The organism is uncultured Desulfovibrio sp. (assembly GCF_910584445.1).
Lineage (GTDB): Bacteria > Desulfobacterota > Desulfovibrionia > Desulfovibrionales > Desulfovibrionaceae > Desulfovibrio.
Map to the genome: position 1 here is coordinate 1 of NZ_CAJUBO010000004.1, position 26021 is coordinate 26021.

General features: G+C 66.3%; 24 protein-coding genes. 12 read left to right on the forward strand and 12 right to left on the reverse strand.

The genetic code is table 11. The annotated features are described in order from the left end of the window. Positions 1-94: 94 nt before the first annotated feature. Positions 95-889, reverse strand: coding sequence for an MBL fold metallo-hydrolase (locus QZ294_RS02720; protein WP_297046411.1), 795 nt, complete (start codon positions 887-889; stop codon positions 95-97). 270 nt (positions 890-1159) lie between these two features. Continuing rightward, positions 1160-1921, reverse strand: coding sequence for a phosphatase PAP2 family protein (locus QZ294_RS02725; protein WP_297046414.1), 762 nt, complete (start codon positions 1919-1921; stop codon positions 1160-1162). Between the two features lie 348 nt (positions 1922-2269). Here QZ294_RS02725 and QZ294_RS02730 point away from each other — a divergent pair, with 348 nt between their 5' ends. After that, positions 2270-2824 (forward strand): hypothetical protein, encoded by a 555-nt coding sequence (locus QZ294_RS02730; RefSeq protein WP_297046417.1) that lies wholly within the window; start codon positions 2270-2272, stop codon positions 2822-2824. 286 nt (positions 2825-3110) lie between these two features. Here the strand turns inward: QZ294_RS02730 and QZ294_RS02735 are convergent, their stop codons facing one another. From QZ294_RS02735 to QZ294_RS02750, 4 genes are all read right to left on the reverse strand, one after another. Beyond that, positions 3111-3428 carry a TusE/DsrC/DsvC family sulfur relay protein gene (locus QZ294_RS02735; protein WP_297046420.1) on the reverse strand — a complete coding sequence of 106 codons (318 nt, stop codon included), beginning with the start codon at positions 3426-3428 and terminating at the stop codon, positions 3111-3113. Positions 3429-3461: 33 nt separating this feature from the next. Then, positions 3462-3779, reverse strand: coding sequence for a TusE/DsrC/DsvC family sulfur relay protein (locus tag QZ294_RS02740; RefSeq protein ID WP_297046426.1), 318 nt, complete (start codon positions 3777-3779; stop codon positions 3462-3464). 229 nt (positions 3780-4008) lie between these two features. Further along, entirely contained in the window at positions 4009-8472 is a 4464-nt protein-coding gene (locus QZ294_RS02745) for an acyl-CoA dehydratase activase-related protein (RefSeq protein WP_297046429.1), read from the reverse strand. Between the two features lie 59 nt (positions 8473-8531). Further along, positions 8532-9317, reverse strand: a complete 786-nt coding sequence (locus QZ294_RS02750) for a methyltransferase domain-containing protein (protein WP_297046432.1) — start codon at positions 9315-9317, stop codon at positions 8532-8534. Positions 9318-9504: 187 nt separating this feature from the next. Between QZ294_RS02750 and QZ294_RS02755 the strand changes: the two genes are divergently transcribed. From QZ294_RS02755 to QZ294_RS02765, 3 genes are all read left to right on the forward strand, one after another. Next, the gene (locus tag QZ294_RS02755; RefSeq protein ID WP_297046434.1) at positions 9505-10146 is read left to right on the forward strand and encodes an HD domain-containing protein; all 642 of its coding nucleotides are present in this window, start codon (positions 9505-9507) and stop codon (positions 10144-10146) included. Positions 10147-10436: 290 nt separating this feature from the next. Then, positions 10437-10691 carry a type II toxin-antitoxin system Phd/YefM family antitoxin gene (locus QZ294_RS02760; protein WP_297046437.1) on the forward strand — a complete coding sequence of 85 codons (255 nt, stop codon included), beginning with the start codon at positions 10437-10439 and terminating at the stop codon, positions 10689-10691. Continuing rightward, positions 10688-10948 (forward strand): Txe/YoeB family addiction module toxin, encoded by a 261-nt coding sequence (locus QZ294_RS02765; RefSeq protein ID WP_297046440.1) that lies wholly within the window; start codon positions 10688-10690, stop codon positions 10946-10948. The genes QZ294_RS02760 and QZ294_RS02765 overlap by 4 nt, the downstream gene beginning before the upstream one ends. 86 nt (positions 10949-11034) lie before the next feature. Here QZ294_RS02765 and argB read toward each other — a convergent pair whose 3' ends face one another. Together argB and queA are read right to left on the reverse strand one after the other, a co-directional pair. After that, positions 11035-11817, reverse strand: a complete 783-nt coding sequence (gene argB / locus QZ294_RS02770) for an acetylglutamate kinase (protein WP_297046443.1) — start codon at positions 11815-11817, stop codon at positions 11035-11037. 30 nt (positions 11818-11847) lie between these two features. After that, positions 11848-12966 (reverse strand): tRNA preQ1(34) S-adenosylmethionine ribosyltransferase-isomerase QueA, encoded by a 1119-nt coding sequence (queA, locus tag QZ294_RS02775; protein WP_297046804.1) that lies wholly within the window; start codon positions 12964-12966, stop codon positions 11848-11850. A 236-nt stretch (positions 12967-13202) separates the two neighbouring features. Here queA and QZ294_RS02780 point away from each other — a divergent pair, with 236 nt between their 5' ends. The 5 genes from QZ294_RS02780 to QZ294_RS02800 are packed head-to-tail and all read left to right on the forward strand — an operon-like array spanning position 13203 to position 16824. Beyond that, entirely contained in the window at positions 13203-13844 is a 642-nt protein-coding gene (locus tag QZ294_RS02780; RefSeq protein ID WP_297046445.1) for a hypothetical protein, read from the forward strand. After that, positions 13841-15097, forward strand: coding sequence for a bifunctional phosphopantothenoylcysteine decarboxylase/phosphopantothenate--cysteine ligase CoaBC (gene coaBC / locus QZ294_RS02785; RefSeq protein WP_297046448.1), 1257 nt, complete (start codon positions 13841-13843; stop codon positions 15095-15097). The genes QZ294_RS02780 and coaBC overlap by 4 nt, the downstream gene beginning before the upstream one ends. Then, positions 15079-15873: a hypothetical protein gene (locus QZ294_RS02790; protein WP_297046451.1), complete on the forward strand. Its 795-nt coding sequence runs from the start codon at positions 15079-15081 to the stop codon at positions 15871-15873. The genes coaBC and QZ294_RS02790 overlap by 19 nt, the downstream gene beginning before the upstream one ends. 31 nt (positions 15874-15904) lie before the next feature. Further along, positions 15905-16228, forward strand: a complete 324-nt coding sequence (locus tag QZ294_RS02795; protein WP_297046454.1) for a LysO family transporter — start codon at positions 15905-15907, stop codon at positions 16226-16228. Further along, positions 16225-16824, forward strand: a complete 600-nt coding sequence (locus QZ294_RS02800; RefSeq protein ID WP_297046475.1) for a lysine exporter LysO family protein — start codon at positions 16225-16227, stop codon at positions 16822-16824. Before QZ294_RS02795 ends, QZ294_RS02800 begins: the two co-directional genes overlap by 4 nt. Here QZ294_RS02800 and QZ294_RS02805 read toward each other — a convergent pair. Further along, on the reverse strand, positions 16784-18121 hold the full coding sequence (locus QZ294_RS02805; protein WP_297046478.1) for an aminoacetone oxidase family FAD-binding enzyme: 1338 nt from the start codon (positions 18119-18121) through the stop codon (positions 16784-16786). The two genes, QZ294_RS02800 and QZ294_RS02805, sit on opposite strands and share 41 nt — an antisense overlap. Before the next feature lie 67 nt (positions 18122-18188). Between QZ294_RS02805 and QZ294_RS02810 the strand changes: the two genes are divergently transcribed. From QZ294_RS02810 to QZ294_RS02820, 3 genes are all read left to right on the forward strand, one after another. After that, positions 18189-19166 (forward strand): alpha/beta fold hydrolase, encoded by a 978-nt coding sequence (locus tag QZ294_RS02810; protein ID WP_297046481.1) that lies wholly within the window; start codon positions 18189-18191, stop codon positions 19164-19166. A 148-nt stretch (positions 19167-19314) separates the two neighbouring features. After that, positions 19315-20370, forward strand: a complete 1056-nt coding sequence (locus QZ294_RS02815) for a sigma-54-dependent Fis family transcriptional regulator (RefSeq protein ID WP_297046483.1) — start codon at positions 19315-19317, stop codon at positions 20368-20370. A gap of 65 nt (positions 20371-20435) precedes the next feature. Beyond that, positions 20436-23483 carry a tetratricopeptide repeat protein gene (locus QZ294_RS02820; RefSeq protein WP_297046486.1) on the forward strand — a complete coding sequence of 1016 codons (3048 nt, stop codon included), beginning with the start codon at positions 20436-20438 and terminating at the stop codon, positions 23481-23483. A gap of 72 nt (positions 23484-23555) precedes the next feature. On the opposite strand, the gene QZ294_RS02825 is transcribed toward QZ294_RS02820, so the two are convergent. The 3 genes from QZ294_RS02825 to QZ294_RS02835 form a co-directional block, all read right to left on the reverse strand. Next, positions 23556-24314 carry an amino acid ABC transporter ATP-binding protein gene (locus tag QZ294_RS02825; protein ID WP_297046488.1) on the reverse strand — a complete coding sequence of 253 codons (759 nt, stop codon included), beginning with the start codon at positions 24312-24314 and terminating at the stop codon, positions 23556-23558. A gap of 13 nt (positions 24315-24327) precedes the next feature. Then, positions 24328-25023: an amino acid ABC transporter permease gene (locus QZ294_RS02830; RefSeq protein WP_297046490.1), complete on the reverse strand. Its 696-nt coding sequence runs from the start codon at positions 25021-25023 to the stop codon at positions 24328-24330. Between the two features lie 151 nt (positions 25024-25174). Beyond that, on the reverse strand, positions 25175-25933 hold the full coding sequence (locus QZ294_RS02835) for an ABC transporter substrate-binding protein (protein WP_297046494.1): 759 nt from the start codon (positions 25931-25933) through the stop codon (positions 25175-25177). Between the last annotated feature and the right edge of the window lie 88 nt (positions 25934-26021).

Here is a 26021-nt window from a genome sequence, read left to right on the forward strand (position 1 = left end):
CGCTCTCGCGCGGGAAAGTAGGTCGCTGCCAAATCTTTACCAACGCCCCGGTTCCTCTTGGAGCCGGGGCGTTGACGGTTAATCCCCTTCTCCATCATTCCTCTTCAGACAGTGTCAGCGTCTCGCCATCCGCCGGGATACGCAGCCGCTCCCCAAAGCCTGCCCTGTCCGCAAAGGCGCGCAGGGTCGCGCGATCAAGACGGGCGTGATTGACCGCATCCATGTGGGTGGCTATCAATGTGGCCCACGGAGCGGCTTTCGCCACTTCTTGAACTCCGTCCACGCCCATAAGGATCGGCGTGCCGTCATACATCTGTGCATTGGCCGCATTGAGGGCAATGATTTGAGGGTGAAAGCGGGCAATGGCCGCCTGTACGCCGGCGAACCAGAGAGTATCGCCCGCCGCATAGAAAATGGGTTCTCCCTCTGTGCTCAGGACAAAACCGCACGCTGCGGCGGGCAGGCCGAATTTTTGGTAATAGTAGTCCGCGGTTGTGCCATCACCGTGGAGGGCATCCGTCCTGAATATGCGGACATGGCGAAAATCCGTGCCTTCCGGGCACAATGCCGAGACATTGCCAAAGCCAAGCGCCCGCATATCCGCTGCCTCTGCCTCTGACTGCACGAATACAGGCAGCGATTTGGAAAGCAGCCTGGCGGCAGCATCGTCAAAGTGGTCAAAATGGTGCATGTGGGTGACAATGACCGCATCCACAGTGACGATTTGTTCAATCGGGAGCGGCAGCTCCACCAGAGGGTTTGGAAACTCATTGTAGGGCGACGGCACGGGAGGAAAACTCCCCTTGGGCGCCAGAAAAGGGTCCACAAGAAGGCGAAGGCCGCCAAATGTCACGATGCTCGTTGCGCCGCGGATTTCCTGAAACTGCATGTTCATCCTCCTGTCGGAAAGTTGCAGGGCGGCGCATACGCAGGCCACCGCCCGACCGCCTCTGGCGGCATTCTGACGATACGGCCTATAGCAAATATAGAGTCAAGCGGGATCCGGCGGGAAAAAGGCGCGCGCCGCAAATATTTTGAAGCCCCGGATTCGCAAGAATCCGGGGCTTCCTCATAGCGTCCGGGGACTCCGCTGCCGGGAGACAGTGCGCCTTTCCGGCATGCGCGGCCGAAGTGAAGGGAACCGGGCGGCGTCGCGCCGTTATTGCACCTTTTTGATCTTCCCCTCCTTCTGGAGCCTGGCGAATTCGGCCTTGGCCTTGTTCAGTTGCTCCATAAAGGCGGCATTGGCGTGCAGATGAGCAACTGCCGCCGCGCCCGCCAGGCGCCCGGCATTGACATCGGACTGCCAGTGATAACCGCAGATCACGCGGCTCTGTCCCATGTCGAAACCGCGCTTGAGGATGGCTTCCTTGTTGGCGGGATTGATTTCCGAAAGGATGAGGGCCACAGCCCAGCCTCGGGCGCTGTGCCCGGACGGATAGGAACCGTTTTCCCGCAGGCGTTCCTCATCCTTCGGGTAGCAGGTCGGCGCATTGTACATGACATAGGGCCGCGTGCGAAAATATTTGCGCTTGGCGGCCCGGCAGGCCATGTCGCCCAGTTCTCCGCGCAGATTGGTGATGAGCTTGTACAGCTCCGGCGTGTTTTCGGCATTGATGTCGATGCCGAACGGCTTTGAGAGCGACTCATTGACCTTTGGCGAAATAGCGTCGAGGACGGCCATTTCGCCCCGTTCGCCTTTGCGGAGTTGCAGACCTTCCTGATATTTTGCCTGATCCAGGAGAAATTCCAGGCTGTCAAAAGCCGGAGGCGGCGGCAGGATGGCGATGCTGTCCAGTCCCTCGGCATTGGTGGAATAATAGGATTCCGGTTTGCTCGTCGCATCTTTTCCCTCGGGGGCAAAGGCGATGGCATTTGCGGAAAGCCCGAGGGCGATCAGGCAGAATACAAGCGTTTTCATGCTCTCCTCACATGTTGACAAAGGTCCATCGTGAACCGGCGGCACGGAAGCCTTTTCCGCGGTGCCGCGACTCCGGTCCCGGGGGACGGATGCTGGAGTCATCCGCTACATAGCCCATATGCCAGGGGGCGTAAACACGGCGAGTGGCCCTGGGCAGCGGTGGGGTCCCCCTCCCGGACACTGGCGCATCGGGGAAATGCGCGCTATGTTTCTTCCGTTGCCGGGTATCGGGGGCTGCACGCAGTCATATCTGGCGTGGTGCTGCCGCAGGGCGCACGGCTTGTCGGCGCTCCGGAAGGATGAATGCTGTACTTTATACATGTCCGCCATGAGCAGCGGGGAGGAACCATGAAAACGTTCATGAAAGTGTGTAGTGTGGTTCTGGTGCTGGCACTGGCCGTTGCCCTGTGCGATCTGGCACAGGCGAGGGTCCGCGCGCCGCGCCATCATACGTCGCAGGAGCAGACGCAGGGGCAGCAGCCCGCCGCCACACAGCAGCCGCGGGAGATCAGGACAGAGTATTTCAGCCTGCCGCTCACCGATGGCTGGACGCTGCTCAAGCCCGTGAGGGCGCATGCGGGAAGTGTGGATGTCATTCTCGGCAGCCCGAAGAAGAATGGGGCCATTGCCATCAATGTCATGAAGGCCAACATGAGCGCCGCGGAAATTGCCGGCAATATGCGCGCCAATATGCAGAAGGACGGGGCGACCGTCGGGGAGCTGACGGAAAAGGACGGCCTTCAGGAATTCGACTTTACCAGGCAGCGCGCGAAGGGCCGCGCCTGGATCGGCGCCAACGGCAAGGCGGCTGCCGTGGTGACCATCTTTGGCGAACAGGAAATGGCAAAGGAAGTTTTGAAGAAGCTTGAGCCGAAGGCGCCTGGATTGTTCCCGAAGTTTTAGAGCGGGTCGGTACTGAATGTGCCCAAACCGCCCTGGCGACGCGTTCGCCATTAGCGGCTCTGCCTGCTTTCGCCAGTCGTTGCCGAATCTGCGAGCCTTGCGAATGGCGACAGCGGTTCCGTTGGCTGACTTTTTTGCCTGACGGCAAAATATCACAGGGGATTTTTTCGTGCGCGGCGTGATGCCGGTCGTGCGATGGTCTTCGCAAAAGGGAACAGGAGATGAAAGAAAAACCCCCGGCTTTCGCCGGGGGTTTCGTGCAAATCGGGAGAAACAACAGCGCGGACTACACGCAGCCGGTGGGCTTGGGCAGGCCGGCCATCTTGCAGGCGCCCTTGCCGGGACCGGAGGGGAAAAGCTCGTAGATTTCCTTGAGCTTGAACCCGGTGTTTTTGGACAGGATGCGCACCATGGGCGCGATGCCGTTCTTGCGGTAGTAGTCCTGGAGGAAGTCAAGGAGCTTCTGGTGATCGGCGGTGATCTCCGGAATACCCTCGGACTCCTTGACGTATTCCAGCCACTCCGGGCACCAGTCATCGAAGCGGAGCAGGAAGCCGTCTTCATCCACCTCAAACGTTTTACCCTTGAAGGCGATCTCAGCCATGCGCGTGTCCTCCTTTTTCGGAAAAAGCGTTGACTACACGCAGCCGGTGGGCTTGGGCAGGCCGGCCATCTTGCAGGCGCCCTTGCCGGGTCCGGAGGGGAAGAGTTCGTACACTTCCTTCAGCTTGTAGCCGGTGTTCTTGGACAGGATGCGCACCATGGGCGCAATGCCGTTCTTGCGGTAGTAATCCTGGAGGAAGTCGAGGATCTTCTGGTGATCAGGGGTAATATCGGCGATGCCTTCGGACTCCTTCACATATTCCAGCCACTCCGGGCACCAGTCATCGAAGCGGAGCAGGAAGCCGTCTTCGTCAACCTCGAAGCTTTTCCCTTTAAAGGTAATCTCAGCCATGCGTGTCCTCCTTGGACAGATAGTCTCACTCGACGGGACGGGATTGCCCTGACGTCGGCCAGCCGGAACCCATTCCGGCCGAGTTCCCCACTTGATCACGCGGCAGACTGCCGCAGGTACACGAGGGTTATGGCATAAAAAATTCTTGCTGGCAAGCATGTTCCCGATTCGGATGCACTCCTTGCCTTTGGGCCGCGCCCGCGGGTGCGCGCAGGGCGCCATGCGCGCCTCATGCCGGTTCCCGGCCGCCTGTCGCCCCGGCATCCTGAAGGCCCGCGCGCATCATGAGCTTGATGCGGTTGATCTGGTTGACCTCGCTCGCGCCGGGGTCGTAGTCGAGGGCGGTAATGGTGGCCCCGGGATAGCGGCGCTTGAGTTCGCGGATAAGGCCCTTGCCCACGATGTGGTTGGGGAGGCAGCCGAAGGGTTGCATGCAGAGGATGCCGCTGACGCCGCTTTCGAGCATGCGCACCATTTCGGCGCCAAGCAGCCAGCCTTCGCCTGTCTGATGGCCGAGGGAGATGAGGTTGCGCGTCCGCGCGCGCAGCTCGTGAAAGCGGGCGGGCGCGCTGAAGCGCCGGCTGCGGCTGAAGCCGAAGCGCATGCAGAGCCGCGTGAACTCAAGAAAGGCGATGCCCGCCATGGCTACGCGCGCGTCTTTGCGTGAGCCGGCAAGGTGCTTGTAATTGAAGACATGGTCGTAAAAATTGTAGAGCAGGAAATCCATGAGATCCGTCACCACGGCCTCGCCGCCCTCCTCCTCGATGATGCGGGCGGCATTGTTGTTGGCATCGGGGTGGTACTTGAGCAGGATCTCGCCCACCATGCCCACGCGCGGGCGGCGCTCTTCCGTGAGGAGCGGCATGCGGTCGAATTCGCGGATCATGGCGAGCATGTTGCGCTGAAAACGCAGGATGCCCCCGGTCGCGATGTTCTCCCGGGCTTTTTCCGACCAGGAACGGGCAAGCGCCTCCACCATGCCCGGCTCCCGCTCATAGGGGCGCAGGCGGTGGACCATGCGCATGAGCGCATCGCCGTAGTGCCCGGTCATGATCATCCGCTTGAACAAACGCGGCGTGAGCTTGATGCCCGGCGACTGGATATTGGTGGAGAACGAGGCGATGGGGATGTGCCCCAGCCCGGCGTCCTGCAGGGCCTTGCGCAGAAAGCCCACATAGTTGGTCGCGCGGCAGCCGCCTCCGGTCTGGGAAATGACCAGGGCCACCTTGTTGGTGTCGAACCTGCCGCTCAGCACGGCCTCCAGCAGCTGGCCGATGACCACGATGGCCGGATAGCAGGCGTCGTTGTTCACATGGCGCAGGCCAAGCTCGATGGCCTTGCGGCTGACGCTGGGCAAAAGCACGGCGTCATAGCCTTCGGACGCGAAGATCTCGCTCACGAACTGGAAGTGCATGGGCGACATCTGCGGCACCAGCAGCGTGTGGGTGTGGCGCATGTCCCGCGTGAAGACAGGGGCGGCATCGCCGGGGTCGCGGGGAAGGCTCGCGCCTCTCCAGCAGGCGGGGCGTTGCGCGCCGGTCTCGGCCGGAGCATCCGGCAGCCCCTGGCGCCGGGGCTGTGGCGCCGCGTCCGCCCTGGCGTCGGCGGCCGGCGCCTCCTGTCCTTCTTCCCGTTGCCGCCGTTGCGCCCGTTGTTCCCGCTGCTCGCGCATGGCCGCAAGGAGCGAACGGATGCGGATGCGCGCGGGACCGAGATTGGCCCCCTCGTCCACCTTGATCTGCGCGTAGAGGCGGCCGCCCTTGCGGACGATCTCTTCCAGCTGGTCCGAGGTCACGGCGTCCAGGCCGCAACCGAAGGAGAGCAACTGGAGCACGGCGAGGTTGTCCATCGCCGTTGTCAGGGCGCCCGCGCGGTAGAGCCGGGAATGATAGGCCCACTGGTCCACCACGCGCAGGGGTCCGGGATCGGGCATGAGATGGGCCACGGAATCCTCGGTGAGCACGGCAAGGCCGCAGGAGGTGACGAGTTCGGCCACCCCATGGTGGATCTCCGGGTCCGTGTGGTAAGGGTGCCCGGCAAGCACAAGCCCCATTTCCCCGGTCTCGGCAAGCTCGGCCAGGGCGCTTTCGCCGGCGGCGCGAATGTCGCGGCGGAAGGCGTCCATCTCATCAAAGCCGGCCTGGACGGCGGCCTCCATCTCGGCGACGGGGATGTCGGCAAAGAACGGGATCTCGCGCAGGCGGCGCCCCAGCAGCCCGCGCTCCAGAGGCAGGAAGGCATGGATGAGGGTCACTCCCGCTTCTTCCAGGATGCCCATATTCCGCGCGAGCAGCTCGGGATAACCGATGACCACGGGGCAGTTGTAGCCCGCGCCCCCGAAACCGGCGTTTTTCTGCTCCCGCTGGACGCAGGGGAAGAAGATGGTCCTGAGTCCCCGGTCCACAAGGTCGCGCACATGCCCATGCGAAAGTTTGGCGGGATAGCAGACCGTCTGCGAGGGAATGGTATCATGCCCCCGGTAGAAAAGTTCCTTGGAGGAGGGGGCGGAAAGCTCCACGCGAAAGCCCAGCCTGGTGAGCAGGGTGAACCAGAGCGGATAGTTTTCGAAGATGTTCAGCGCGCGCGGGATGCCAATGCTCCCCCGCGGCGCCTGCCCGGGCGCGAGCGGCACATAGGGATCGAAAAGCCGCCGCTGCTTGTAGGCATAGAGATTGGGGCGGCGCTGCGGCTCGTGTTCGGCGCCGCGCTCGCAACGGTTTCCGGAGATGAAGCGCCGCCCGTCCCCGAAGGTGGTGACCGTGAGCAGACAGGCGTTGGAGCAGCGCCGGCAGCGCGCAGTGGCCGTGCGGGCGCTGAACGCGGCCACCGCGTCAGGCCCGATGAGCGCGCTGCGCGCGCCGTCGGCCGGGCCGCGCTTCCGGGCGATGAGCGCCGCGCCAAAGGCCCCCATGATGCCAGCGATGCCGGGCCGCGTGACCCTGACGCCGAGTTCCAGCTCCAGGGCGCGGAGCAGGGCGTCGTTGCGGAAGGCGCCCCCCTGGGCCACGACGCAGTCCCCGAGTTCCGAGGTGTGGCTGATCTTCATCACCTTGAAAATGGCGTTACGCACCACGGCCCAGGAAAGCCCCGCGGCGATGTCGCCCACGGAGACGCCTTCCTTCTGCGCCTGCTTGACCTTGGAATTCATGAAGACCGTGCAGCGTGTGCCGAGGTCCACCGGCGAGGGGGCGGCCAGGGCCGCGGCCACGAATTCGGCCAGGGGCATGCGCAGGGACTCCGCGAAGTTCTCGATGAAGGAACCGCAGCCCGCGGAACAGGCCTCGTTGAGGCTGATGCGGTCGATGACGCCGTCACGCACCCGCATGCACTTGATGTCCTGACCGCCGATATCGAGGATGAAGGATACCTGCGGCTCGAAAAAGGACGCGGCCGTGAAATGGGCCACGGTTTCCACTTCGTCGGCGTCCAGGCGCAGGGCGGCGGTCAGCAGGGCGCTCCCGTAGCCGGTGGCCGCGGCGGCGCGGATGGTCAGCCCGGGGCGCTTGCGGCGGTAGATCTCCGCCAGCACGCCCAGCGCCGCTGTGAGCGGGTCGCCCTTGTTGGCCTCATAGAAGGAGTAGAGAAGCCGGCCCTTTGCGTCGATGAGCGCGGCCTTGATGGTGGTGGAGCCGCAGTCGAAGCCGAGCCAGGCGTCGCCTTCGGCCTGTTCCAGCTCCAGTTCCGCCACGGTGCGGCCGGCGTGGCGGGCGGCAAAGGCGCGGCGCTCTTCCTCGTTGGCGAACAGGGCGGGCAGGCGCCCGCAGCCGTCAGGGGCGGTGCCGTGCTCCAGCCGGTCCAGGGCGCGCGCAAAGGAAAAGGTGGGCGGCGCCATGTCCCGCGCATGCCAGGCCGCGCCCAGTGCCACGAAGAAATGGCCGTCCTCGGGAAAGACCGCTTCCGTCATGTCAGGCAGCAGGGCCGTGAAGCGTTCCCGCAACGAGGCGAGAAAGAAGAGCGGGCCACCGAGAAAGACCACCTTGCCCCTGATGGGCCGGCCGCGCGCCAGGCCGCCGATGGTCTGGCCGACCACCGCCTGCATGATGGAGGCGGCGATATCCTCGCGCGCGCAGCCCTCATTGAGCAGCGGCAGGATGTCGCTTTTGGCGAAAACGCCGCAGCGCGAGGCGATGGGATAGATGGTCGTGTGGCGCAGGGCGAGCCGGTCGAGTCCGCCCGCGTCCGTTCCGATGAAGGCCGCCATCTGGTCGATGAAGGCGCCCGTGCCCCCGGCGCAGGTTTCGTTCATCCGTTGTTCAGCGCCGCCGGTGAGGAAGATGAGCTTGGCATCCTCGCCGCCAAGTTCGATGACCGCATCCGCGTCCGGGATCTTTCTGCCGATGGCGAGGCTGCAGGCGAGCACTTCCTGGATGAACGGCAGCCCCAGCTCCCCGGCGAGCGAGATGCCGCCGGAACCGGAAATGGCCGCGCGGCAGGGGCGCCCGACGCCCAGGGCTTCCATCTCGCGCAGAAGCGCGGCCGTGCAGCCGCGCACATCCGAAAAGTGGCGCGCATACTTGCTGAAGAGGACCCTGTCGGCGGCATCGAGCAGGACGGCCTTGACCGTGGTGGAGCCTATGTCAAGCCCCAGATGGCAGGCGGTGTCCCTGCCGGCGGGGACGGCATCCCCGGGTCCGGGACAGGTGGCGGGGACCTGAAGGGCGGCGTCGAGCGGCGCGGGGGCGTCAACTTCCATCGCGGTTCAATACAGGTTGCAATGCGTTAGCGGAGTTTCCTGCGGGCCGGTCGCGGCGTTCACTGACGGCCGCGTATCCAGTAGGTTTCAAAACCGTCATCCAGGATGCCGTCCTCGATGGCGCTGAACCCCGCCAGGGCGAAGATGCGGCGATATTCCTGGCGGGTACGCCGCCAGCCCCAGAACTGTTGCCGCCTGATGCCGAGGCAGTGGAGAACGGCGCGGATGAGGATCTTGATGGCATTGACAAAGCTGCCGATGAACGAATCCTCCTCCAGCAGCGAGGCGGAAAGGCAGATCAGCTCCCCCCCGGGCGCGAGCTGGGAGCGAAGCTCCTCCAGCACATGGACGAGTTCGCGCGTGGGGATGCCGTAATCCACGGCGGAAAGATAGATGACGTCGTAGCGCACGTCCGGCGGCAGGCAGGCGGGCGGCAGGCCGATATAGATGCGCTCGGCGGGGATGAGGCGCCTAAGCCAGCGCATGCCCACGGTGCTCGGCTCGTTGACGTGCAGCTCGACATCGGGCAGCTCCTCCAGCAGGAGCTTTTCCATATAGCCCACGCCGCTGCCGATGGAGAGCACGCGCGCCGGGCCGTCGGCGGGGATCTCTCCCGACTCCCGCTCGCGCGTGACGATGTCGCGGATGCGTTCCGCGAGCCAGCGGGCGTCCTTGGCCTTGTTGGCGCGCCATGTGGCGGGCAGGTCGTTCCAGCCCTGGTAGCGGCGGAAGAGTTCTTCGTAAAACGTGGCGTAGAATTTGGGGTCCGCCAGATGGAAGAACGAAATGTGCGAGAATGCCGTGAACGGGATTCCCTGCCAGCTTTCCTGATAAAAACGCCGCACTCTCTTGCGCCTCCTCGCGGATGCGCCGGCAGGACCGGCCTGCATCCGCAGTCCCCCTGAATATAGCGCATGGCGCCCCGGGGCGCAATGCCCGGAATGGTGCGCGCCGGCAGCTTGCGCGTGCGCCAGTTTCCGTTTAGAGCATCTTTCCGGGGAAAATATCTGTACGGCAGGCACAGGAGGGATCATGGTCCATGACGCGGAAACGGGGCAGGCACCTGGACTGGCGCTTACGCCGGACAGGCTGGAGCGTCTGGCGGACCTCTGCAACGAGGCCGGCATGCTCAGGCGCACGCCGCGCAGCGGGTACGCCTTTCTCGGTTCCGGCCGGGAAAATGTGGCCGAACATTCCTACCGGACAACGGTGATCGGTTACATCCTCGCGCGCATGGCCGGGGAGGCGCCGTGCCGCGTGGTCATGCTCTGTCTTTTCCACGACCTGCACGAGGCGCGCACCGGCGACTTCAACTATGTGAACCATCGCTACGATACCTGCCGGGCGCGGGCCGCGCTGGAAGACGCCACGGCCGGGACCGGCCTGGAGTCCGATATCCTCGGCGGCTGGGACGAGCTGGAGGCCGCGCGAAGCGCCGCCGCGCGGCTTGCCCATGACGCGGACCAGCTCGACCTGATCTGCAATCTCCAGACGGAACTTGCCCGGGGCAACGAGTTTGCCCGCGAATGGCTGGACAGCGCCCTCCGGCGCCTGCGGACGCCTCAGGGGCGCGAGCTTGCCGAGGCGGTGCTGCGCGCGGACCCCAACCGCTGGTGGTACGGCCGGGTGGAGAAGGAGTGGTGGATCAGGCACGGGCAGCCGGAAAACCTCTAGAGTGTGTCGTTATTCAACTAAATTGATTTTCTTCGTGTGCGTGCATCGTCTTTCATGGAACTCCCCTGTTGGAAGGAAGTTCCTCAATCGTATGGCGCGATGGCTGTATAGGGTCAAGAGGGGGAAATCTATTTCTCTATGAACAGGAGGGTCCGTGCCAATATCATGCTAACATTCAGATATTTTTGAAGAAAATTTTGAATACTCTTTTTTCGGAAAGCTGCCTTCCTGGAGAGAGGACTTGATTGGTCGTGGCGTATGTACTAAAATTTGTACAAATTGGAGGTGCTATGGACGCCATCACCTATTCGGCTGCCCGGCAGAATCTGGCGCAGACCATGAACGCGGTCTGCGAGAACCATGCGCCCGTTATTATCACGCGCCAGAAATCGGAACCCGTGGTACTGATGTCACTGGCGGATTTCAACAGTATTCAGGAAACCGCCTATCTTCTGGGCAATCCAGCCAATGCCGCCCACCTTCGTGAATCGCTCGCACAGGTGGAACGCGGCGAAGTGGTATCCTGTTCACTGGATGAACTATGAAAATCCAGTTCACTCCCAAAGCCTTGGAAGACTATCACTACTGGAAAAACCATGTCCCGGAGAAAACCACCCGAATAAAGAAACTCTTGGAAGCAATCAGCGAGGAACCCTTTTCCGGAATTGGAAAGCCTGAGCCATTGCTTTTTGACCTGTCCGGATACTGGTCGCGAAGAATAGACAGAGAACACAGACTTATCTACAGAATTTGTGCTGATTCAATCATCGTCATTTCCTGCCGTTATCACTACAAAAAGTAGACGTGAAAAAAGGGAACCAGATTACCCTGATGTATTGAGGCCTGCGCCCAGAACGTTTACGCGATCTCCTGGCGAAAACGCTCCGATCACGGCGTCACCAGCGTCCCCAGGGGAGCGTCCTCAAGGAGGAAGCGCCGCAGGCTGGACGGCGCGCGTCCGTCCAGGATGAGGGCGCGTCCGCAGCCGGCGGCAAGGGCCTTGGCGCAGGACTCCACCTTGGGGATCATGCCGCCGCTGATGACGCCGGACTGCCGCAGCGCCGCGACCTGTCTTCCGTCCAGCCGGGGAATGAGTCGCCCCTGACCGTCCAGCACGCCGGGCACATCGGAAACAAGGACAAAATACTCGGCATTCAGGGCGCCCGCCAGCGCGCCCGCCGCGGTGTCCGCATTGATGTTCAGGGCTTCCTGGTCCGGGCCGGAGGCCACCGGCGCGACCACGGGCACAAAGCCGCCCTCCAGCAGGCAGCGGGGCAGGGCCGGGTCCACGCTGACGACCTCGCCCACAAGCCCGAGCGCGGGATCTTTCCGCCGCGCCCGCAACAGGCCGCCATCGCGCCCGGAAATGCCCGCCGCCGCCACGCCGCGGCCTGCCAGTTCGCTGACCACGGCCTTGTTCACCTGGCCGCACAGCACCATTTCCACCACTTCCATGGTGGCCGCGTCCGTGATGCGCAGGCCGTCCGCAAACCGGCTTTCGATGTGCAGACGCGCCAGCAGGGCGCTGATCTGCGGGCCGCCCCCGTGAACGACCACAAAGCGCATGCCCTGCGCCGCGAGCAGGGCGACATCCTCCGCGAACGCGCGGCTGAGTTCGGGCTTTTCCATGGCGTGGCCGCCGTACTTGATGACAACGGTGGACTGATGCATGTGAGGCTCCTGGGCGTTCGGGTTCTGACTTCAGCGGATGAGCATGGCATCGCCGTAGGAAAAGAAACGATAGCCGCGGCGCACGGCCTCGGCATAGGCCGCCAGTATCCGCTTCCTGCCCGCAAAGGCCGAAACGAGCATGAGCAGGGAGGATCCGGGCAGGTGGAAATTGGTCACCAGGGCGTCGATGACGCGGAACGGCCGCCCCGGGTAGAGGAAAATATCCGTCCAGCCGGCAAATGGGCGCACATCGCCGCACTGCGCGGCCACCCCCTCCAGGGCGCGCGCGCTGGTGGTGCCTATGGCGACCACCGGGCGTCCTTCCGCGTTTGCCTGACGCACGGCCCGGGCGGTCTCTTCAGAAATCTCCATATATTCCGAATGGATATCATGCTCCCGAATGTCACGGCAGCGCACGGGGCTGAAGGTGCCGTAGCCCACATAAAGCGTGACTTCGCGCCACGAAAAGCCCCGGTCCGCCAGTTCGCGGCGCAGTTCTGGCGTGAAATGAAGCCCGGCGGTGGGCGCCGCGGCCGAGCCGGTCTTGTCGGCCCGCGCGTAAACGGTCTGGTAGCGTTCGGCGTCGCCTTGGCCCGCGGGGCGGCGGATATAGGGCGGCAGGGGGATCTCTCCGGCCCTGATGAAGGCCGCGGCCAGGTCGCCCTGCCAGTCGAGGCGTACGGCATGCCGCCCGAACGGTCCCTTTTTCAGAATGGTCAGCCCGATGCCGCCGTTCAGGGAGAGGCGCTCCCCCTCGCGCAGCCTGCCGCCGCACCGCACCAGGCCCTCGGCGGTGGCCGTCCCGCGCGTCGCGGCCGGGGCGCTGTTCGCCTGAGCCTCTGCCAGCAGGAGCGGCAGGGGCGTGAGCAGGAGAAATTCCACCCTGCCCCCGGTCGATTCCCGCCGTCCGGCCAGGCGCGCGGGCAGGACCCGCGAATTGTTCGCCACGATGAGCGCCCGGGGGGGCAGCCAGCGGGCAAGTTCGCTGAACATGGCGTGCCGGGTCCGGGCGCCGGAGGGCGACTCGCGGCGATCCATGACCAGCAGGCGCGAAGCGCCCCGCACTTCGGGCGGAAACTGGGCGATGCTCGCTTCAGGGAGGGGAAAGTCGTAACTTTCCAGAAGAAAGTCTTCCGGTTCCGGCACCACGGCGCCGTCCGGGCGGCCCGCGGGGCCGGTCCCGCGCGGCGAGGCTTGCCAGTCCATGCCGGAGAGGCTAGGCTGCTCTGGCACCTGTTCCGGCGCAGGAGGCGCCATGTCCGTGCGCGCCGTGTCCGCGCTGGTGGAGACCATGACCGAGGCCCCTTCTCCCTGTCCTGATGGGTCGGCAACAGGCGCCGTAGCAGGCACATTCGGCGCCGCACATCAAAAAAATGAGTATAGCCATGCGTCGGCAGCTTGTCATCAGCATTCTTGCCCTCCTTCTCGGCGCTGTTTCCCTGCTTCAGGGGTGCGCGTCCATGGGCGTGGGCGCTCCCTTTTCCAATGATCCCCTGACCGGCGGCGTGGATACCGCCACCAGCGCCCTTCTCAACGTGCCGCTGCCCGCGGGACTCCAGCGCTATGCCTCCCACGGGTACAGCGCCCTGAATGCCGACGGCGGACGCGAGGGGCTTGAAGTCCTGCGCGGCAGGGTGAACGCGGGCGCCGCGGCCATGGAACTGTTTACGGCCCTGAAAAGCCACGGGTGGCAGCTGCGCCTTTCCCTGCGGAAGGAGGACCGTCTGCTCCAGGTCTATGAAAAGGCCGGGGAAATGGCCGTGCTGGCCTTTCGCAGCCAGGCCATGCTCACCATTCTGGATATCTGGCTCGGCCGGCGCCTGCCGGAGGGGGCAACGCTCCAGATGCCGGACGATCCCGGCCTGACAGGGGGCGGCGCGGAGCTGCCCGGCGAGGAATACGGCCCGCTGGATGGCGCCGGAGAACCGGACGCGGGCGGCGCCGCCTCCTCCACGACAACGGCCCCTGCGCCGGGCACCGTTGAGGAGTGGGGCGCCCAGGGGGGCGTCAGGGAGCGGACCCTGTGAACGAACTGTGGGATGCGACGCCCTTTGCGGCAAGCGGCAGATTTTCCGGGCGGCGGCTCCATCTCGGCGTGAGCGGTTCCGTGGCCTGCTACAAGGCCGTGGAACTGCTGCGCGCCTGGACCCGGCTGGAAATGGCAGTCTCGGCCACGCTCACGGCCGGCGCGCGCCGGTTCGTGACGCCGCTGCTCTTCGCCTCGCTGGGGGCGGATCCCGTATATGGCGATATGTTCGATCCGGGGCAGGAGGTGTTCGCCCATCTGGAGCCGGGGGAGAACGCGGAGGCCATGGTGATCGCTCCGGCATCGGCGGATGTGCTCTCCCGGCTGGCGTCCGGCGCCGCGTCGGACATGCTCTCGGCCCAGGCCCTGGCCTTTTCCGGACCGCTGGTGGTGGCTCCGGCCATGAACCCGCGCATGTGGGCGCATGCGGCCACCCGGGCCAATGCCGAGCGCCTGCGCGGCCGCGGGGTGGTCCTGGTCGGCCCGGATTCGGGAGAAGCCGCCTGCGGCGACCGGGGGCGGGGGCGGCTGGCGGCGCTGCCGGAGATCTTTTTCGCCGTCCTGCGCGCGCTGGCTCCCCAGGATATGGCGTCCCTGCGCGTCATGGTGACGCTCGGACCCACGCGCGAACCGTGGGACGGCGTGCGCTACTGGTCCAATCCCTCCAGCGGGCGCATGGGCGCGGCGCTCGCCGTCTGCGCGTGGCTGCGCGGCGCGGCGGTGACGGCCATCTGCGGTCCCGGCGTGCGCTGCCGATTCCCGGCGGGCGTCACGCGCGTGGAGGTGACGAGCGCGGCGGAGATGTTCAGCGCTGCCGCCGACATCTGGCCCGGCATGGACATGGGGTTCTTCAGCGCGGCCGTGGCCGATTTCGCCCCGGAGCGCCCGGCGGACGGGGGCCTCGGCAAGTACAAGAAATCCGGCGCGCCCGAGGGGTTCAGCATCGCCTTTGCGCCCAATCCCGACATCCTGAAGAGCCTCGCGGCGTCGCGGCGCCCCGGACAGCGCGTGCTCGGCTTCGCGGCGGAGATCGTGCCGGATATGGAGAGCCTGCTGCCGCTGGCGCGCCTCAAGCTCGAGCGCAAGGGCGCGGACGTGGTGGCGGCCAATCCCGTCAATGCCGGTCACGGCGCCTTCGGCGCCGAGGGCGCGTCCATGGCCGTGGTGGACAGGACGGGCCACGGGGAGATCTGGAGCCTCAAAAACAAGGCGGACATCGCCTGGGATCTCTGTTCATGGCTTTTGCGGATCTGAGTTTCGCCGCCGCGCTCTGGCATGGGCGCGGGCTGCGGTATCTGGCGGCCCCCGCCGACCTGCCGCCGGAGCTTTCGCTGTGCGCGGCGCCCTCTGCCGCGCGTCCGGCTGTTGCGGCCGGGCGCCCCCCCCGTCCCGCCGGGCATGACGCGGGTCCGGGGCGGCGTCCGCAACGGCCGCAACAGGCGCCGCGGGAACAGGTCCCCTCCGCGGCGGCCGCGGAGGGCCGCTGGCGCCCCCTGCCGCGCGCGGAGCTGCCGGAACCCTGGCGCCGCCGTCTGGCCGCCACCCGGCCCGGACTGGTCGCCTGGACCTACTGGAATCTGGGACCGGACCTCACCGCCGCTGCCGGCGATGAACGGCAGGAGGACAGCGGGGCGGAAGCCCGCGCCGCGCGTCGCGCCTTTCTGGGGCGGCTGCTCCGGGATCTGGCGCACCCCGCGGGCACGCATACCTTCTGGCCCGCCTGCCTGCCGGAAGTTCCGGAAGCCGCCGCTCCCCCTGCGGGGGGACCGGAGTTCGCGCCGCATGCCGAGGCGTTCTGGTCCGGCGCCGTCCATCTGGGGTGCCGGGCGGTCATCGTCATGGGGAGCGCCGCTGTCCGCGCCCTGGGGCTGCCGGGCACGGCGCGGCCTTTGGGCCAGTTGCGCTGGCGCGGGCAACTGGTGCTTGTGCTGCGGGATGTGGATGCCCTCGCGGGGGACATGGCGCGCTACGGTCCCACGCTCGCCTTTCTTCGTCAGGGGCTTGGTCCCGTGGCGCGGCTGCCGCGCTGAGACGGTCAGAGAGAGGAACGGGGGAATCACCATGTACATCGCCCTGGGCATCATGCTCTGCGGCATGCTCGCCGGACGCCTGCTGCGCGGAAGGCTCAGGCCGGAGGCGTTGCGGCGCTGGATCTTTCTCGCCATCATGCTGCTGCTGTTTTTCCTCGGCATCGCCGTGGGCGGCAACGCGCAACTGGTGCGCGATCTGCCGCATCTGGGGGGTGCCGCGCTGGCGCTTGCGCTGGGCGGCATCGGGGGCACGCTGGTCTGCGCCGTCCTGCTCCGGCGGGTCTTCGGCGGGGGAAGAGGGGACCGCCCCCACGGGGACGGGCGCCCTCAGGGCCGCGACGGCGCACCGGCATGAGCGCCAGCCTGCCCATCCTCGCCTGTTTTCTCGCGGGCCTGCTGCTTGCGCGTTTCGGCCTTGCGCCGGAGGCGCTGCTGCGGCATGACCCCACGCTGCCCGCCCTGTGGCTGCTCATGGCGCTGGTGGGGCTTTCGCTGGGGGCGGACAGGCGCCTGGGCGAGATTTTGCGTTCCCTGCGGCCCCGCGTCCTTTTGCTGCCGCTGGGGACCACCGTGGGCACCTTCGCGGGCTGCGCCCTGATGAGTGTCTTTCTTGTGTACAGTGTGGCGGACTGCCTGGCCGTGGGGGCGGGCTTCGCCTATTATTCGCTTTCTTCGGTCTTCATCACCCAGTACCGGGGGGAGGAACTGGGCACGGTGGCCCTGCTCGCCAATATTTTCCGCGAGCTGTTCACCCTCATCTTCACCCCGCTGCTCGTGCGGCTCTGCGGGGCGCCAGCGCCCGTCATGTGCGGGGGGGCCTCCACCATGGACACCACCTTGCCGGTCATTACCCGCGCCGCCGGGACGGCCTGGGCCTTTCCGGCCATCGTGCATGCCATGGTGCTTGATTTCAGCGTGCCGTTCTGGGTGACGCTGTTTTGCGGCCTGTGAGGCGGCCTTCGGCCCCGGCCAGCACCGACCGCCCGGCGCGGATGCCGCTGGCCCAGGCCCAGTGGAGATTGTAGCCGCCCAGCCGTCCCGTCACATCGAGCATTTCGCCGACGATGTGCAGCCCGGGGATGAGGCGGCTCTCCATGGTGCGCGGGTCGACCTCGCCGGTATCCACGCCGCCGGAGCAGGCTTCGGCCCTGTCCAGCCCCCCGGTGCCGGACGGCGTCACGCGCAGGGCGTGGACGGCGGCGGCCAGCTGGCGGCGCGCCTGACGGGAAAGCTCGGCGCACTTGCGCCGGGCCGGCTCCGGCGGCAGGACGGCATCGAGCAGGCGCTGCGGCAGAAAGCGGCGCAGGAGGGCGCGGGGCGTGCGGGCGCCCCCGACATCGAGCAGGGCTTCCGTATCCTGGCCCGGCAGAAGATCCAGCTCCAGAGCGTGGCCGTCACGCCAGAACAGGGAGGCGCCAAGGACGAGCGGCCCGCTCAGGCCCGTATGCGTGAAGAGCAGGTCGTCCTCCCAGATGCGCGTCTTTCCCTCCACGGCGTGGGCCAGCGTCAGGCGCGCGGGCAGGCTGATGCCCGCCAGCCCGCGCAACGCCGCGCCCAGGGGCGTTACCTCCGGGAGCCGCAGCGGCACCAGGGCCGGGCGCGCGGGCGTGAGCGTATGCCCCAGCGCGGCGGCGATCCGCCAGCCGGCGGCACTCCCCCCCAGGGCCGGACAGGCCGGGCTGCCCAGGGCAAGGACAACGGCGCGAGCGCGCCATATGCGCTTCCCGTCGTCCACGGCAAAACCGCCGTCTTCGCGCTGCACGGCGCGCACTTCCGCACCGCAGGCGAGACGGCAGCCGTGAGCGGCGCATTCGTCTTCCAGCGCGCGCACGAGCCGGATGGCGGGCACTTTCAGGAAAAGCCGCCCATGGTCGCGCTCTTCCACAGGCAGGCGCCAGCCCTGGATTCGGCGCAGCACGCGTTCCGGCGGAAGGGAGGCCAGGGCATGGCGGCAGAAGGCGGCGTCGGACCGGCAGAGGTAGTCCTCCGGCGTGACGGAGCGGTTGCTGAAATTGGCCCTGCCGCCACCGCAGGCGGACAGCTTGCGGCCGGGGCTTCGCCCGCGTTCGAGCAGGAGGACGCCCAGCCCCCGGCGGCTGGCCTCGCACGCGCAGGCAAGCCCGGCGGCCCCGGCGCCGAGGATCAGCACATCCACGCGCCCCGCGCCCGCCTCCGCGCCGGGGATGCGCGGTTGGCGCCCCCGCGCGGCGATGGCCGGACCGCCGTTTGCCGGACCGTCATTTGACATGCACGAAGACGGCGGCGTAGAAAATGACCGCGATCGGGCGTCGCATGCCGTCACGGGGGTCCTGTCCATGCCGATCCTTCCTTCTTCCTATCGTCCGCCCTGGTGGCTGACCAACGGGCACGCGGGCACGCTCTGGCCGGTCCTGTTCCGCCGCCGGCCGCGTCCGGCGCCGGGCATGGAGTCCGGGCCGGAGCGCATCCGCATTGAGACCGACGACGGGGATTTTCTTGATCTTGACCTGCACCGTCGCGCCGGGGCAAGGGCGCGCGGGCTGGTCATCATCTCACATGGCCTTGAAGGCAACAGCCGCCGCAAATATGTCCTGGGCATGATCCGGGCGCTGGCCCTGCGCGGCTTCGATGCGCTTGCCTGGAACATGCGTTCCTGTTCGGGCGAGATCAACCGCACGGACAGGCTCTATCACATGGGCGAGATCGGCGATCTCGGCGCGGTCATCCGCTACGCGGAATCGCTGGACCTGCCGCTGGCGCTCGCGGGCTTCAGCCTGGGCGGCAACCAGATCTGCCGGTACCTCGCCCGTGGCCCGGTCTCCCCGCTTCTGCGCGCGGCCGTGGCCGTGTCCGTGCCGTGCGAGCTTGTCAGCGCCGCCGCCAGGATGGACGGCCCGTCGTGCCGGCTCTATATGGCCTATTTCCTCCGCACCCTGCGCGAGAAGGTGCGCGCCAAGGCCGCGCGCTTTCCTTCCTATCCTTCCACGGAAGGGGTGGAGCGCATCCGCACCTTCGGCGTTTTTGACGAGCGTTTCACCGCGCCGGTCTACGGCTTCGCCTCGGCGCATGACTACTGGGCCGCCAACAGCGTCCTGCCGGACCTTCCCGAGATCCGCACGCCGCTGTATCTGCTGCTGGCGGCCGATGACCCGTTCTGCACGCCGGCCTGCTACCCGTGGGAGGCCGCACGGCGCAACGCGCGTCTGCATCTGGAAGTGGCGCCGCACGGCGGGCATGTGGGCTTTGCCCAGCCGGGCGGTCTCTATTACAGCGAAGCACGCGCCGCGGCATTTCTTGACCGGTGTTTCGCGTGAGGGGCGCGGGCGCTCCCGGGGGAAAACGCGGGGGTGGCGGTGTTTTTGCTGGCAATTCGGCCCGTGTCAGTGTATTGACACCTGAACAGCCAGTCAAACGCCCGCGCGGGCCGGCCAGTGGCCGCCCGGGGCCGTGAGCAGGAACGCCATGGATCTCGACACCAGCGGCATCATCGGCCAGAGCACCACCCTGGCCGAGGTCTTCAGGGTTCTCGGCAAGGTCGCCCCGACGGACAGCACCGTCCTTGTAACCGGAGAATCCGGCACCGGCAAGGAACTTCTCGTGCGCGCCCTCCATGCCAATAGCCGGCGCGCGGACAAGCCCTTTGTGCCCATCAACTGCGGCGCCATCCCCAAGGAACTGCTGGAAAGCGAGCTGTTCGGCCACGAAAAGGGCGCCTTCACCCATGCCATCCGCTCCCGGCCGGGGCGCTTCGAGCTTGCCGACGGCGGCACCATCTTTCTTGATGAAATCGGCGAGATGGATCTGAGCCTCCAGGTCAAGATCCTGCGCGTGCTCCAGGAAAAGGAGATCGAACGCGTGGGAGGCACCGGCAGCAAGAAGGTGGATGTGCGCGTGGTGGCCGCCACCAACCGTGACCTGGAGCAGGAGGTGGCCGCCGGACATTTTCGGGAAGACCTCTACTACCGTCTCAACGTCATTCCCCTCCACCTGCCGCCGTTGCGCGAGCGCGGCGGCGATGTGCTCCTGCTGGCCGAGCACTTTCTTGAACAGTTCTGCCGCAGGAAGGAACGGCCGCCGCTCGCGCTTGCGCCGGAGACGCGGCGCATCCTTGCCGCCTATTCCTGGCCGGGCAATGTGCGCGAACTCGTGAATTTCATGGAGCGGCTGAGCATCCTTGTGGATGGCGATACGGTCATGGCCGCCGACCTGCCCGCCAAGATCCTTGACCAGGTGGGGGATGTGGCTTCGCTGCCCGAGCCCGAACCGCCCGCCCCGGCGCCGGCCGTGGCGCCGGGCGCCGCCCGCGACGGCGTCCCCGGGGAGGGGGGCTTTGTGTGGCCCACCCTGTCCGTGCTGGAAGACAAGGGGATGAACCTCAAGGATTTTCTCGATACCGTGGAAGGCCGCCTCATTGACGAGGCGCTGGAACGCGCGGACGGCGTCAAGAACCAGGCCGCCGAATATCTGGGCATCAAGCGGACGACCCTCATCGAAAAGCTCAAGAAGCGGGGGGCATGAACCTGGCGTCCGATATGTGGGGGATGTGGCATTTTTTTTGCATTGTCTTGTGCAGGATGCTGCCCATGGCTGTTTTCTTCCGCCCCATACACACAGCGCCTGTCGCTGCGCGCCCCGCGCGGCTCGCTCCCGGCAACGGCCGGCGGGCCGCGTGCCTGCTGGTGTTCGTCTGCTGGCTGGGCGGCGCCGCGCCCGCCCTGGCCGCCGACAGCGGGGGCATGGCCGCCGTTCCCGGAACGGAGCAGGTGCGCGGGCAGCTCAATGGGCGGCAGACCGTCCCGTATTCACAACTGAATGCCCTGGGTGCCAGGGCCGGGGCGGACATGCCCTGGCCCGCCCCTGCGTCCGCTCCGGCGGAAACGCCCGGCGTGATGGCGCGGGCGTTCGGCGCGGCCCCGGCGCAGGCGGCCACGCCCGGCCAGCCCGGCGCGGCGGCCGGCGCGACAGCGGGACAAGCCCTGGGCGGCCGGGGCGTCATGGATTCCCGGCAATCGCTGCGGGGCAAGGTCAATACCGGGGGTCCGGAAGACTGGCCTGAAAACAGCGGTCTTTCCACTGCCACGGCCGATGTGCCCGGGGGAACGGCCGCCCCGTCGGCGCCGCCTGCGCCGGACCCCGCGCCACAGGCCGGGGCTTCTCCGGCGCGGACGCCGGGGGGCGCGGCGGGACAGCCTGTGCCCGGACCCGCGCCGGCGATGCCGCAGGCGGAGACCGCTCCCCGCAAGGCGCCTCCCCCGGCCGTTGAGGTGCCCCCGGCCTCTTCCGTTGCTGTTCCCGGGACCGCTCCGGGCGCGTCAGACTCTCCGGCCGGCGCGCCAGCCACACCGGCAGGCGCGCCGGAGGCGGCCTCCGCCGCGGCGCCGTCCACTCCCCCGCCGGCCGCCGTGCGCCACGAGGGACGCACAGCGTCCGGAACGGCGGTGCCCGGCACGGTGGGGCTGCCCCTCGGGCAGAAGGCTCCCGAGCCGCCGGAGCCTGAGAAGCCCCGTGAAGTCATCTATGTGGACGAGCAGGGAAATCCGGTGCCCAAGCCGCCGGAGCCGGACAAGATGTTCGCCGCCGCCGAGGCGCTCATTGACGAGGGCAAGTACGACGAAGCCCTGCCCGCGCTGGAGAATATCCGTCAGCTGCCGAATCTGCCGCCCGAGTTGCTGGAAAGGACGCTCTACCGCATCAGCGACTGCCTCTGGGCGCGCTATGCGGACAATCCGCTGGCGGGATTCGAACCTATCGTCTCCTCCACAAACGAGGCCATGAACGCCAATCTGCGTTCGCCCCGCGTGCCGGACGCGCTCCTGCGTCTGGGCCTTGCCAACGCCAATGTGGGCAATCTCGGCGAGGCCGGAGGGTATATCGTCGCCCTGCTGCGCCGCTTTCCCGATTATCCCGGCGTTGCCCAGGGCCTGACCGCCCTGGGGGAGGCCCAGCTCAAGAACGGGCGCAACGCCGAAGCCGAGCAGTCCTTTGGCATCGTGCTCGACAAGTATCCCGAATCCTCGCAACTCCAGGCCGCATCCGTGGGGCTGGCAAAGGCCCTTGTCAATCAGGACAAGCATGAGCGCGCGCAGGTCATCCTCGACTTCATCAGCAAGCGCTGGCCCCGGTATTATATCGATGATCCGGCGTTCCTGCTCCTTCAGGCGGCCAATGACGAAAAAATGGGCCGCGGTGACGCGGCCATGGATCTCCACTGGCTCTTTGTCAATCTGGACCCGAAACGCCAGGGCAACGACAGCCTGCTGCTCAGGATGGCCGATACCTACATGCGGCGGGGCAACAGCCAGGCGGCGAATTTCATCTACACGGATCTGGAACGGAATTTTCCCGACTCCCCGGCGGCCGTTACCGCGCGTCTGCGCCTGGCGGAAAAGGGCATCCACGAATCGCCCATCACCTATGAGGAAATGAGCAGGGTGTTCGCGCAGGGAGGAGAGCCGCCGCTCTGGCAGGTCTATTCCGATCTGGCCGCGTCGTCGGATACGACGCCCGAGGCGGTGCTCGCGCGGCTCAAGCAGGCCATGTGGCTCTATTGGGACCGCCAGTACCCCGAAGCCATGGGCAAGGCGGCGGATTTCATCGATGCGTATCCCGAGCATCGGGACGTGCCCGAAGCGCGCGAGATCCTTTGGCAGGCATTCAGCAAGGAGCTTGCCAACTCTCTGGCCGAACAGAACTACGGCCGCATCCTTCTGCTCTGGAACGGCTTTCCGCTGGTGCGCGAGCGCTATGGCGCGCCGGACGCAAAGCTTCGCTATGCGTTGGCCCAGGGCTGGCTGGAGCGGGGGGATGAAAAGAAGTCCTTCGAGCTGCTGGCGGATTTTCTCAAGGGTCCCATGGACCCGGACTATGGCGAGGCCGCCTTTTCCCAGTTTTTCAACCACTATCTGAAAAACGGCGCCTGGGACAAGATCCTCGACCTGAGCAAGCTCGTGGAGAACTGGGATCTTCAGCCGCAGTTGCGTAATCAGCTCGACTATGCCATGGCGCTTTCCGCGCAGAATCTCAATCTGGGCGGCCCGGCGCTGACCATGTGGCGGAAGCTGGCGGAACGGCAGGATATCCCGCTCTATCAGCAGGCCTATGCCACCTATTTTCTCGCGCGTGACGCCGAGAACCGCAAGGATATCCGCAACGCCTACGAGGCCAACCGCCGCGTCATCGAGCTTTTTACCCGCCTGCAGGACGAACGCTCCGACAAGGCGGACCCCCAGCGCATCAAGGAGGCCATCGCCGCGCTCATGGACATTTGCGAGGTGGGGAACCGCATCCCCGAGGCCCTGCAATGGGTGGAACGCTATACTGCCTATGTGCCGCAGGATTCGGCGGAGTATCCGGGGCTGCGCTTCCGCGAGGCGCGCCTTTACCGCAAGCTCGGGGATGCCTCCCGCGCTGAGGCGCTGCTGGAAGGCATTGTGCAGCGTTTCCCCGATTCGCCCTTTGCCCAGGCCGCGGCTGCCGAATTGCGGACCTTTGAGGTCTCGCGCGATCTCCAGCGTTTCATGCCGGGGCAGGGAGAAGAGAAAAAGCCTGCCAGCGATGCCTCCACCGAAGGCAACTGGAGCAGCACATCCGGCGGTCAGGCGCGGCAGCAGGGGGGCGGCGGAAGCCGGTAGAGCATTTTTTCGGGGAGGATGCCCGTCTTGCGGAGATGTTCCTCAGGCGTCGCTGCCTTCACCGCGAGCGTTTCAAATACTGACTTCCAGGACCCGCAGGCAGAAATCGCGCGTTCGCGTGGCTGAACCGTCGGCGAGCAGCTGCGCGGGCGCCCCGCGTTCAATGATCCTGCCGCGTTCCATGAACAGGATCTCCGTGGCGAGGGCGCGGGCAAAGTCCATCTGGTGCGTCGCCATGACCATGGTCATGCCCCCGGCCGCCAGATCGCGGATGACAGCCAGTACCTCGCCCACCAGTTCCGGGTCCAGGGCGGAAGTGGGTTCGTCAAGCAGCATGACCTTGGGGTCCATGGCAAGGGCGCGGGCGATCGCCACGCGCTGTTTCTGGCCGCCGGAGAGCTGGGCCGGATAGAGCAGGGCGCGCCGGGCAAGGCCCACCCGGGCCAGTTCGTCAAGCGCCCTGGCCCTGGCCTCCTTGCGGGACATGCCCCGCACCTTGCGCAGGGCGATGGCGACGTTCTCTTCCGCCGTGAGGTGGTCAAACAGGTTGAAATCCTGAAAGATCATGCCCACCTGGGCGCGAAAGTCACAGAGCCTGCGCCGGTCGTCGCGCTCCAGGCGTTCGCCTTCCAGCCATATCTCGCCGCTGTCGGGCGGGATGAGGCAGTCGATGCACTGGAGCAGGGTGCTCTTGCCCGCGCCGGAAGGGCCGATGAGCACCATGAGTTCCCCGCGGCGCACGGCAAGGGAGCAGTCATCCAGGATGAGCTTGCCGCCCAGCCGTTTGGAGACATGCTCCACGCGGAGCACAACGTCCTGTTCCTCCCTCATTGGTCCTCCCGTTCTAGGCCGGTTCTCCCATCCCCAGGCTGCCCCCGCCGGTGGAGTAGCCAGGCACATGGACCTTGTCCTCCAGGCGGCGCAGCAGCCTGAGCACCACCAGGGTAAGGAGAAAATAGATGGATCCGGCCGCGGCATAAAGCGCCAGGTGCTCATGGGTGCGCGCCGCGGCAAAGGAGGTGCGCGCCATGATGTCCTGCGTCCCGAGGACGAAGCAGATGGCCGAGTCCTTGAGAAGAATGGAAAATTCGTTGGCCCAGCCGGGAATGGAAAGGCGCAGGGCCTGCGGCAGGATGATGCAGGCGATGCCCGTGGCGTCGTTCATGCCCAGTGCCCTGGCCGCCAGGAGCTGCCCCCTGGGCAGGCTTTCGATGGCGCCCCGGAAAATCTGCGACTGGTACGCTGTGCTGGTGCAGCCGAGTACCAGGCAGGAGATGAAAAAGGGTTCAGCGGGCAGGCCGAGGCTGATGAAGAAGCCGTAAAACAGGAAGAGCAGGACCAGGATGGGCACGCCCCGGAAGAACCAGACATAGAGCCGCACCAGGCTCCGGCTCCAGCCGGGACCATAGACCTGGGCCACCGCAAAGGGAACGCCCAGGGCGAGTCCCATGGCGAGCGATGCGGCCACATTGCCCACAGTGACGAGGATGCCCGGCAGAATGGCGGGCAGCGCCTGGATGACGACGAGCAGAGAGTCCATGGGCGTGGCGTTTACGGTCGTTGCCGGGTGCTCCGGCGGGGGAGCGCGCCGGTGAAGGGGCGGCCGCCGCCGGCGGTGCCCGCGCATACGGCGCGGCCCCGGGCAGTCCTTCCGGCCGTGGGCAGGCAGGCTCCGGAGCCGCGCGCCGGCATCACTTGTGCAAATACTTCTTCTGCAGTTCCTGCCAGTACGGATCAGCCATGAGCTTGCGGTAGCCCTCGTCCACAAGGGCGCGCAGCTCCTTGTCGTTCTTACGCAGGGCCACGCCGAAGCCGTCGGGCTTGCCGTGGGTGCCGGCCTTTTTCACCGCGCGCCCCTTGGAAATGGCGTCGTCCGCGGGCAGCTCGTCCATGAGGGCGGCCTGGATGCGTCCATTGAGGAGGTCTTCCACGGCAAGCGGCGCCGAATCATAGAAGCGCAGTTCAAAGGGGTAGCCCTTGGTCTGCTGCTCCTGCTTGATGGCATTGGCTTCGGAAGTGCCCCGCTGCACGCCCACCTTGATGGGCTTGCTGAGGATCTCCTCCACGGTGAGGGAGGAATCGGCGGGCACGATGAACACGCGCGAGACCGTCCAGTACGGATCGGAGAACTGCACCATTTTGGCGCGCTCGGGCGTGATGCTCATGCCGGAGCAGACCATGTCGATCTGGTTGGCAAGCAGGGCCGGGATGATGCCGTCCCAGGCCATGGGCTTGTGTTCGATGTTCACGCCCATGGTCTTGGCGATCCAGTTCATGGAGTCCACATCGAAACCGGCGGGCTGGCCGGTTTTTTCATCCACATATGCGAAGGGCGGATAGTTGGGATCGATGCCGTTGACATAGGTCTTCGCCCCGGCGGCCATGCTGCCCTGCGCGAAAAGCAGGGTGAGGAGTCCGGCCAGGAGCGCGCCGCGGAAATGCTTTTTCATGCGTGGTTCCCCTCGGAAAACGTGTGGTGGCAAAAACGGGAAGGCCGCTCTTGCAGGAAGGCATCTTTTACCAGATGGACGCTTCCAA

Excerpts from the sequence above, each read along its gene's own strand:
- QZ294_RS02720 (WP_297046411.1), bottom strand. The coding sequence starts at position 889 with ATGCAGTTTCAGGAAATCCGCGGCGCAACGAGCATCGTGACATTTGGC.
- QZ294_RS02725 (WP_297046414.1), bottom strand. The coding sequence starts at position 1,921 with ATGAAAACGCTTGTATTCTGCCTGATCGCCCTCGGGCTTTCCGCAAAT.
- QZ294_RS02730 (WP_297046417.1), top strand. The coding sequence starts at position 2,270 with ATGAAAACGTTCATGAAAGTGTGTAGTGTGGTTCTGGTGCTGGCACTG.
- QZ294_RS02735 (WP_297046420.1), bottom strand. The coding sequence starts at position 3,428 with ATGGCTGAGATCGCCTTCAAGGGTAAAACGTTTGAGGTGGATGAAGAC.
- QZ294_RS02740 (WP_297046426.1), bottom strand. The coding sequence starts at position 3,779 with ATGGCTGAGATTACCTTTAAAGGGAAAAGCTTCGAGGTTGACGAAGAC.
- QZ294_RS02745 (WP_297046429.1), bottom strand. The coding sequence starts at position 8,472 with ATGGAAGTTGACGCCCCCGCGCCGCTCGACGCCGCCCTTCAGGTCCCC.
- QZ294_RS02755 (WP_297046434.1), top strand. The coding sequence starts at position 9,505 with ATGGTCCATGACGCGGAAACGGGGCAGGCACCTGGACTGGCGCTTACG.
- QZ294_RS02760 (WP_297046437.1), top strand. The coding sequence starts at position 10,437 with ATGGACGCCATCACCTATTCGGCTGCCCGGCAGAATCTGGCGCAGACC.
- QZ294_RS02765 (WP_297046440.1), top strand. The coding sequence starts at position 10,688 with ATGAAAATCCAGTTCACTCCCAAAGCCTTGGAAGACTATCACTACTGG.
- argB (WP_297046443.1), bottom strand. The coding sequence starts at position 11,817 with ATGCATCAGTCCACCGTTGTCATCAAGTACGGCGGCCACGCCATGGAA.
- QZ294_RS02780 (WP_297046445.1), top strand. The coding sequence starts at position 13,203 with ATGCGTCGGCAGCTTGTCATCAGCATTCTTGCCCTCCTTCTCGGCGCT.
- QZ294_RS02790 (WP_297046451.1), top strand. The coding sequence starts at position 15,079 with ATGGCTTTTGCGGATCTGAGTTTCGCCGCCGCGCTCTGGCATGGGCGC.
- QZ294_RS02795 (WP_297046454.1), top strand. The coding sequence starts at position 15,905 with ATGTACATCGCCCTGGGCATCATGCTCTGCGGCATGCTCGCCGGACGC.
- QZ294_RS02800 (WP_297046475.1), top strand. The coding sequence starts at position 16,225 with ATGAGCGCCAGCCTGCCCATCCTCGCCTGTTTTCTCGCGGGCCTGCTG.
- QZ294_RS02805 (WP_297046478.1), bottom strand. The coding sequence starts at position 18,121 with ATGTCAAATGACGGTCCGGCAAACGGCGGTCCGGCCATCGCCGCGCGG.
- QZ294_RS02810 (WP_297046481.1), top strand. The coding sequence starts at position 18,189 with ATGCCGATCCTTCCTTCTTCCTATCGTCCGCCCTGGTGGCTGACCAAC.
- QZ294_RS02815 (WP_297046483.1), top strand. The coding sequence starts at position 19,315 with ATGGATCTCGACACCAGCGGCATCATCGGCCAGAGCACCACCCTGGCC.
- QZ294_RS02820 (WP_297046486.1), top strand. The coding sequence starts at position 20,436 with ATGGCTGTTTTCTTCCGCCCCATACACACAGCGCCTGTCGCTGCGCGC.
- QZ294_RS02825 (WP_297046488.1), bottom strand. The coding sequence starts at position 24,314 with ATGAGGGAGGAACAGGACGTTGTGCTCCGCGTGGAGCATGTCTCCAAA.
- QZ294_RS02830 (WP_297046490.1), bottom strand. The coding sequence starts at position 25,023 with ATGGACTCTCTGCTCGTCGTCATCCAGGCGCTGCCCGCCATTCTGCCG.
- QZ294_RS02835 (WP_297046494.1), bottom strand. The coding sequence starts at position 25,933 with ATGAAAAAGCATTTCCGCGGCGCGCTCCTGGCCGGACTCCTCACCCTG.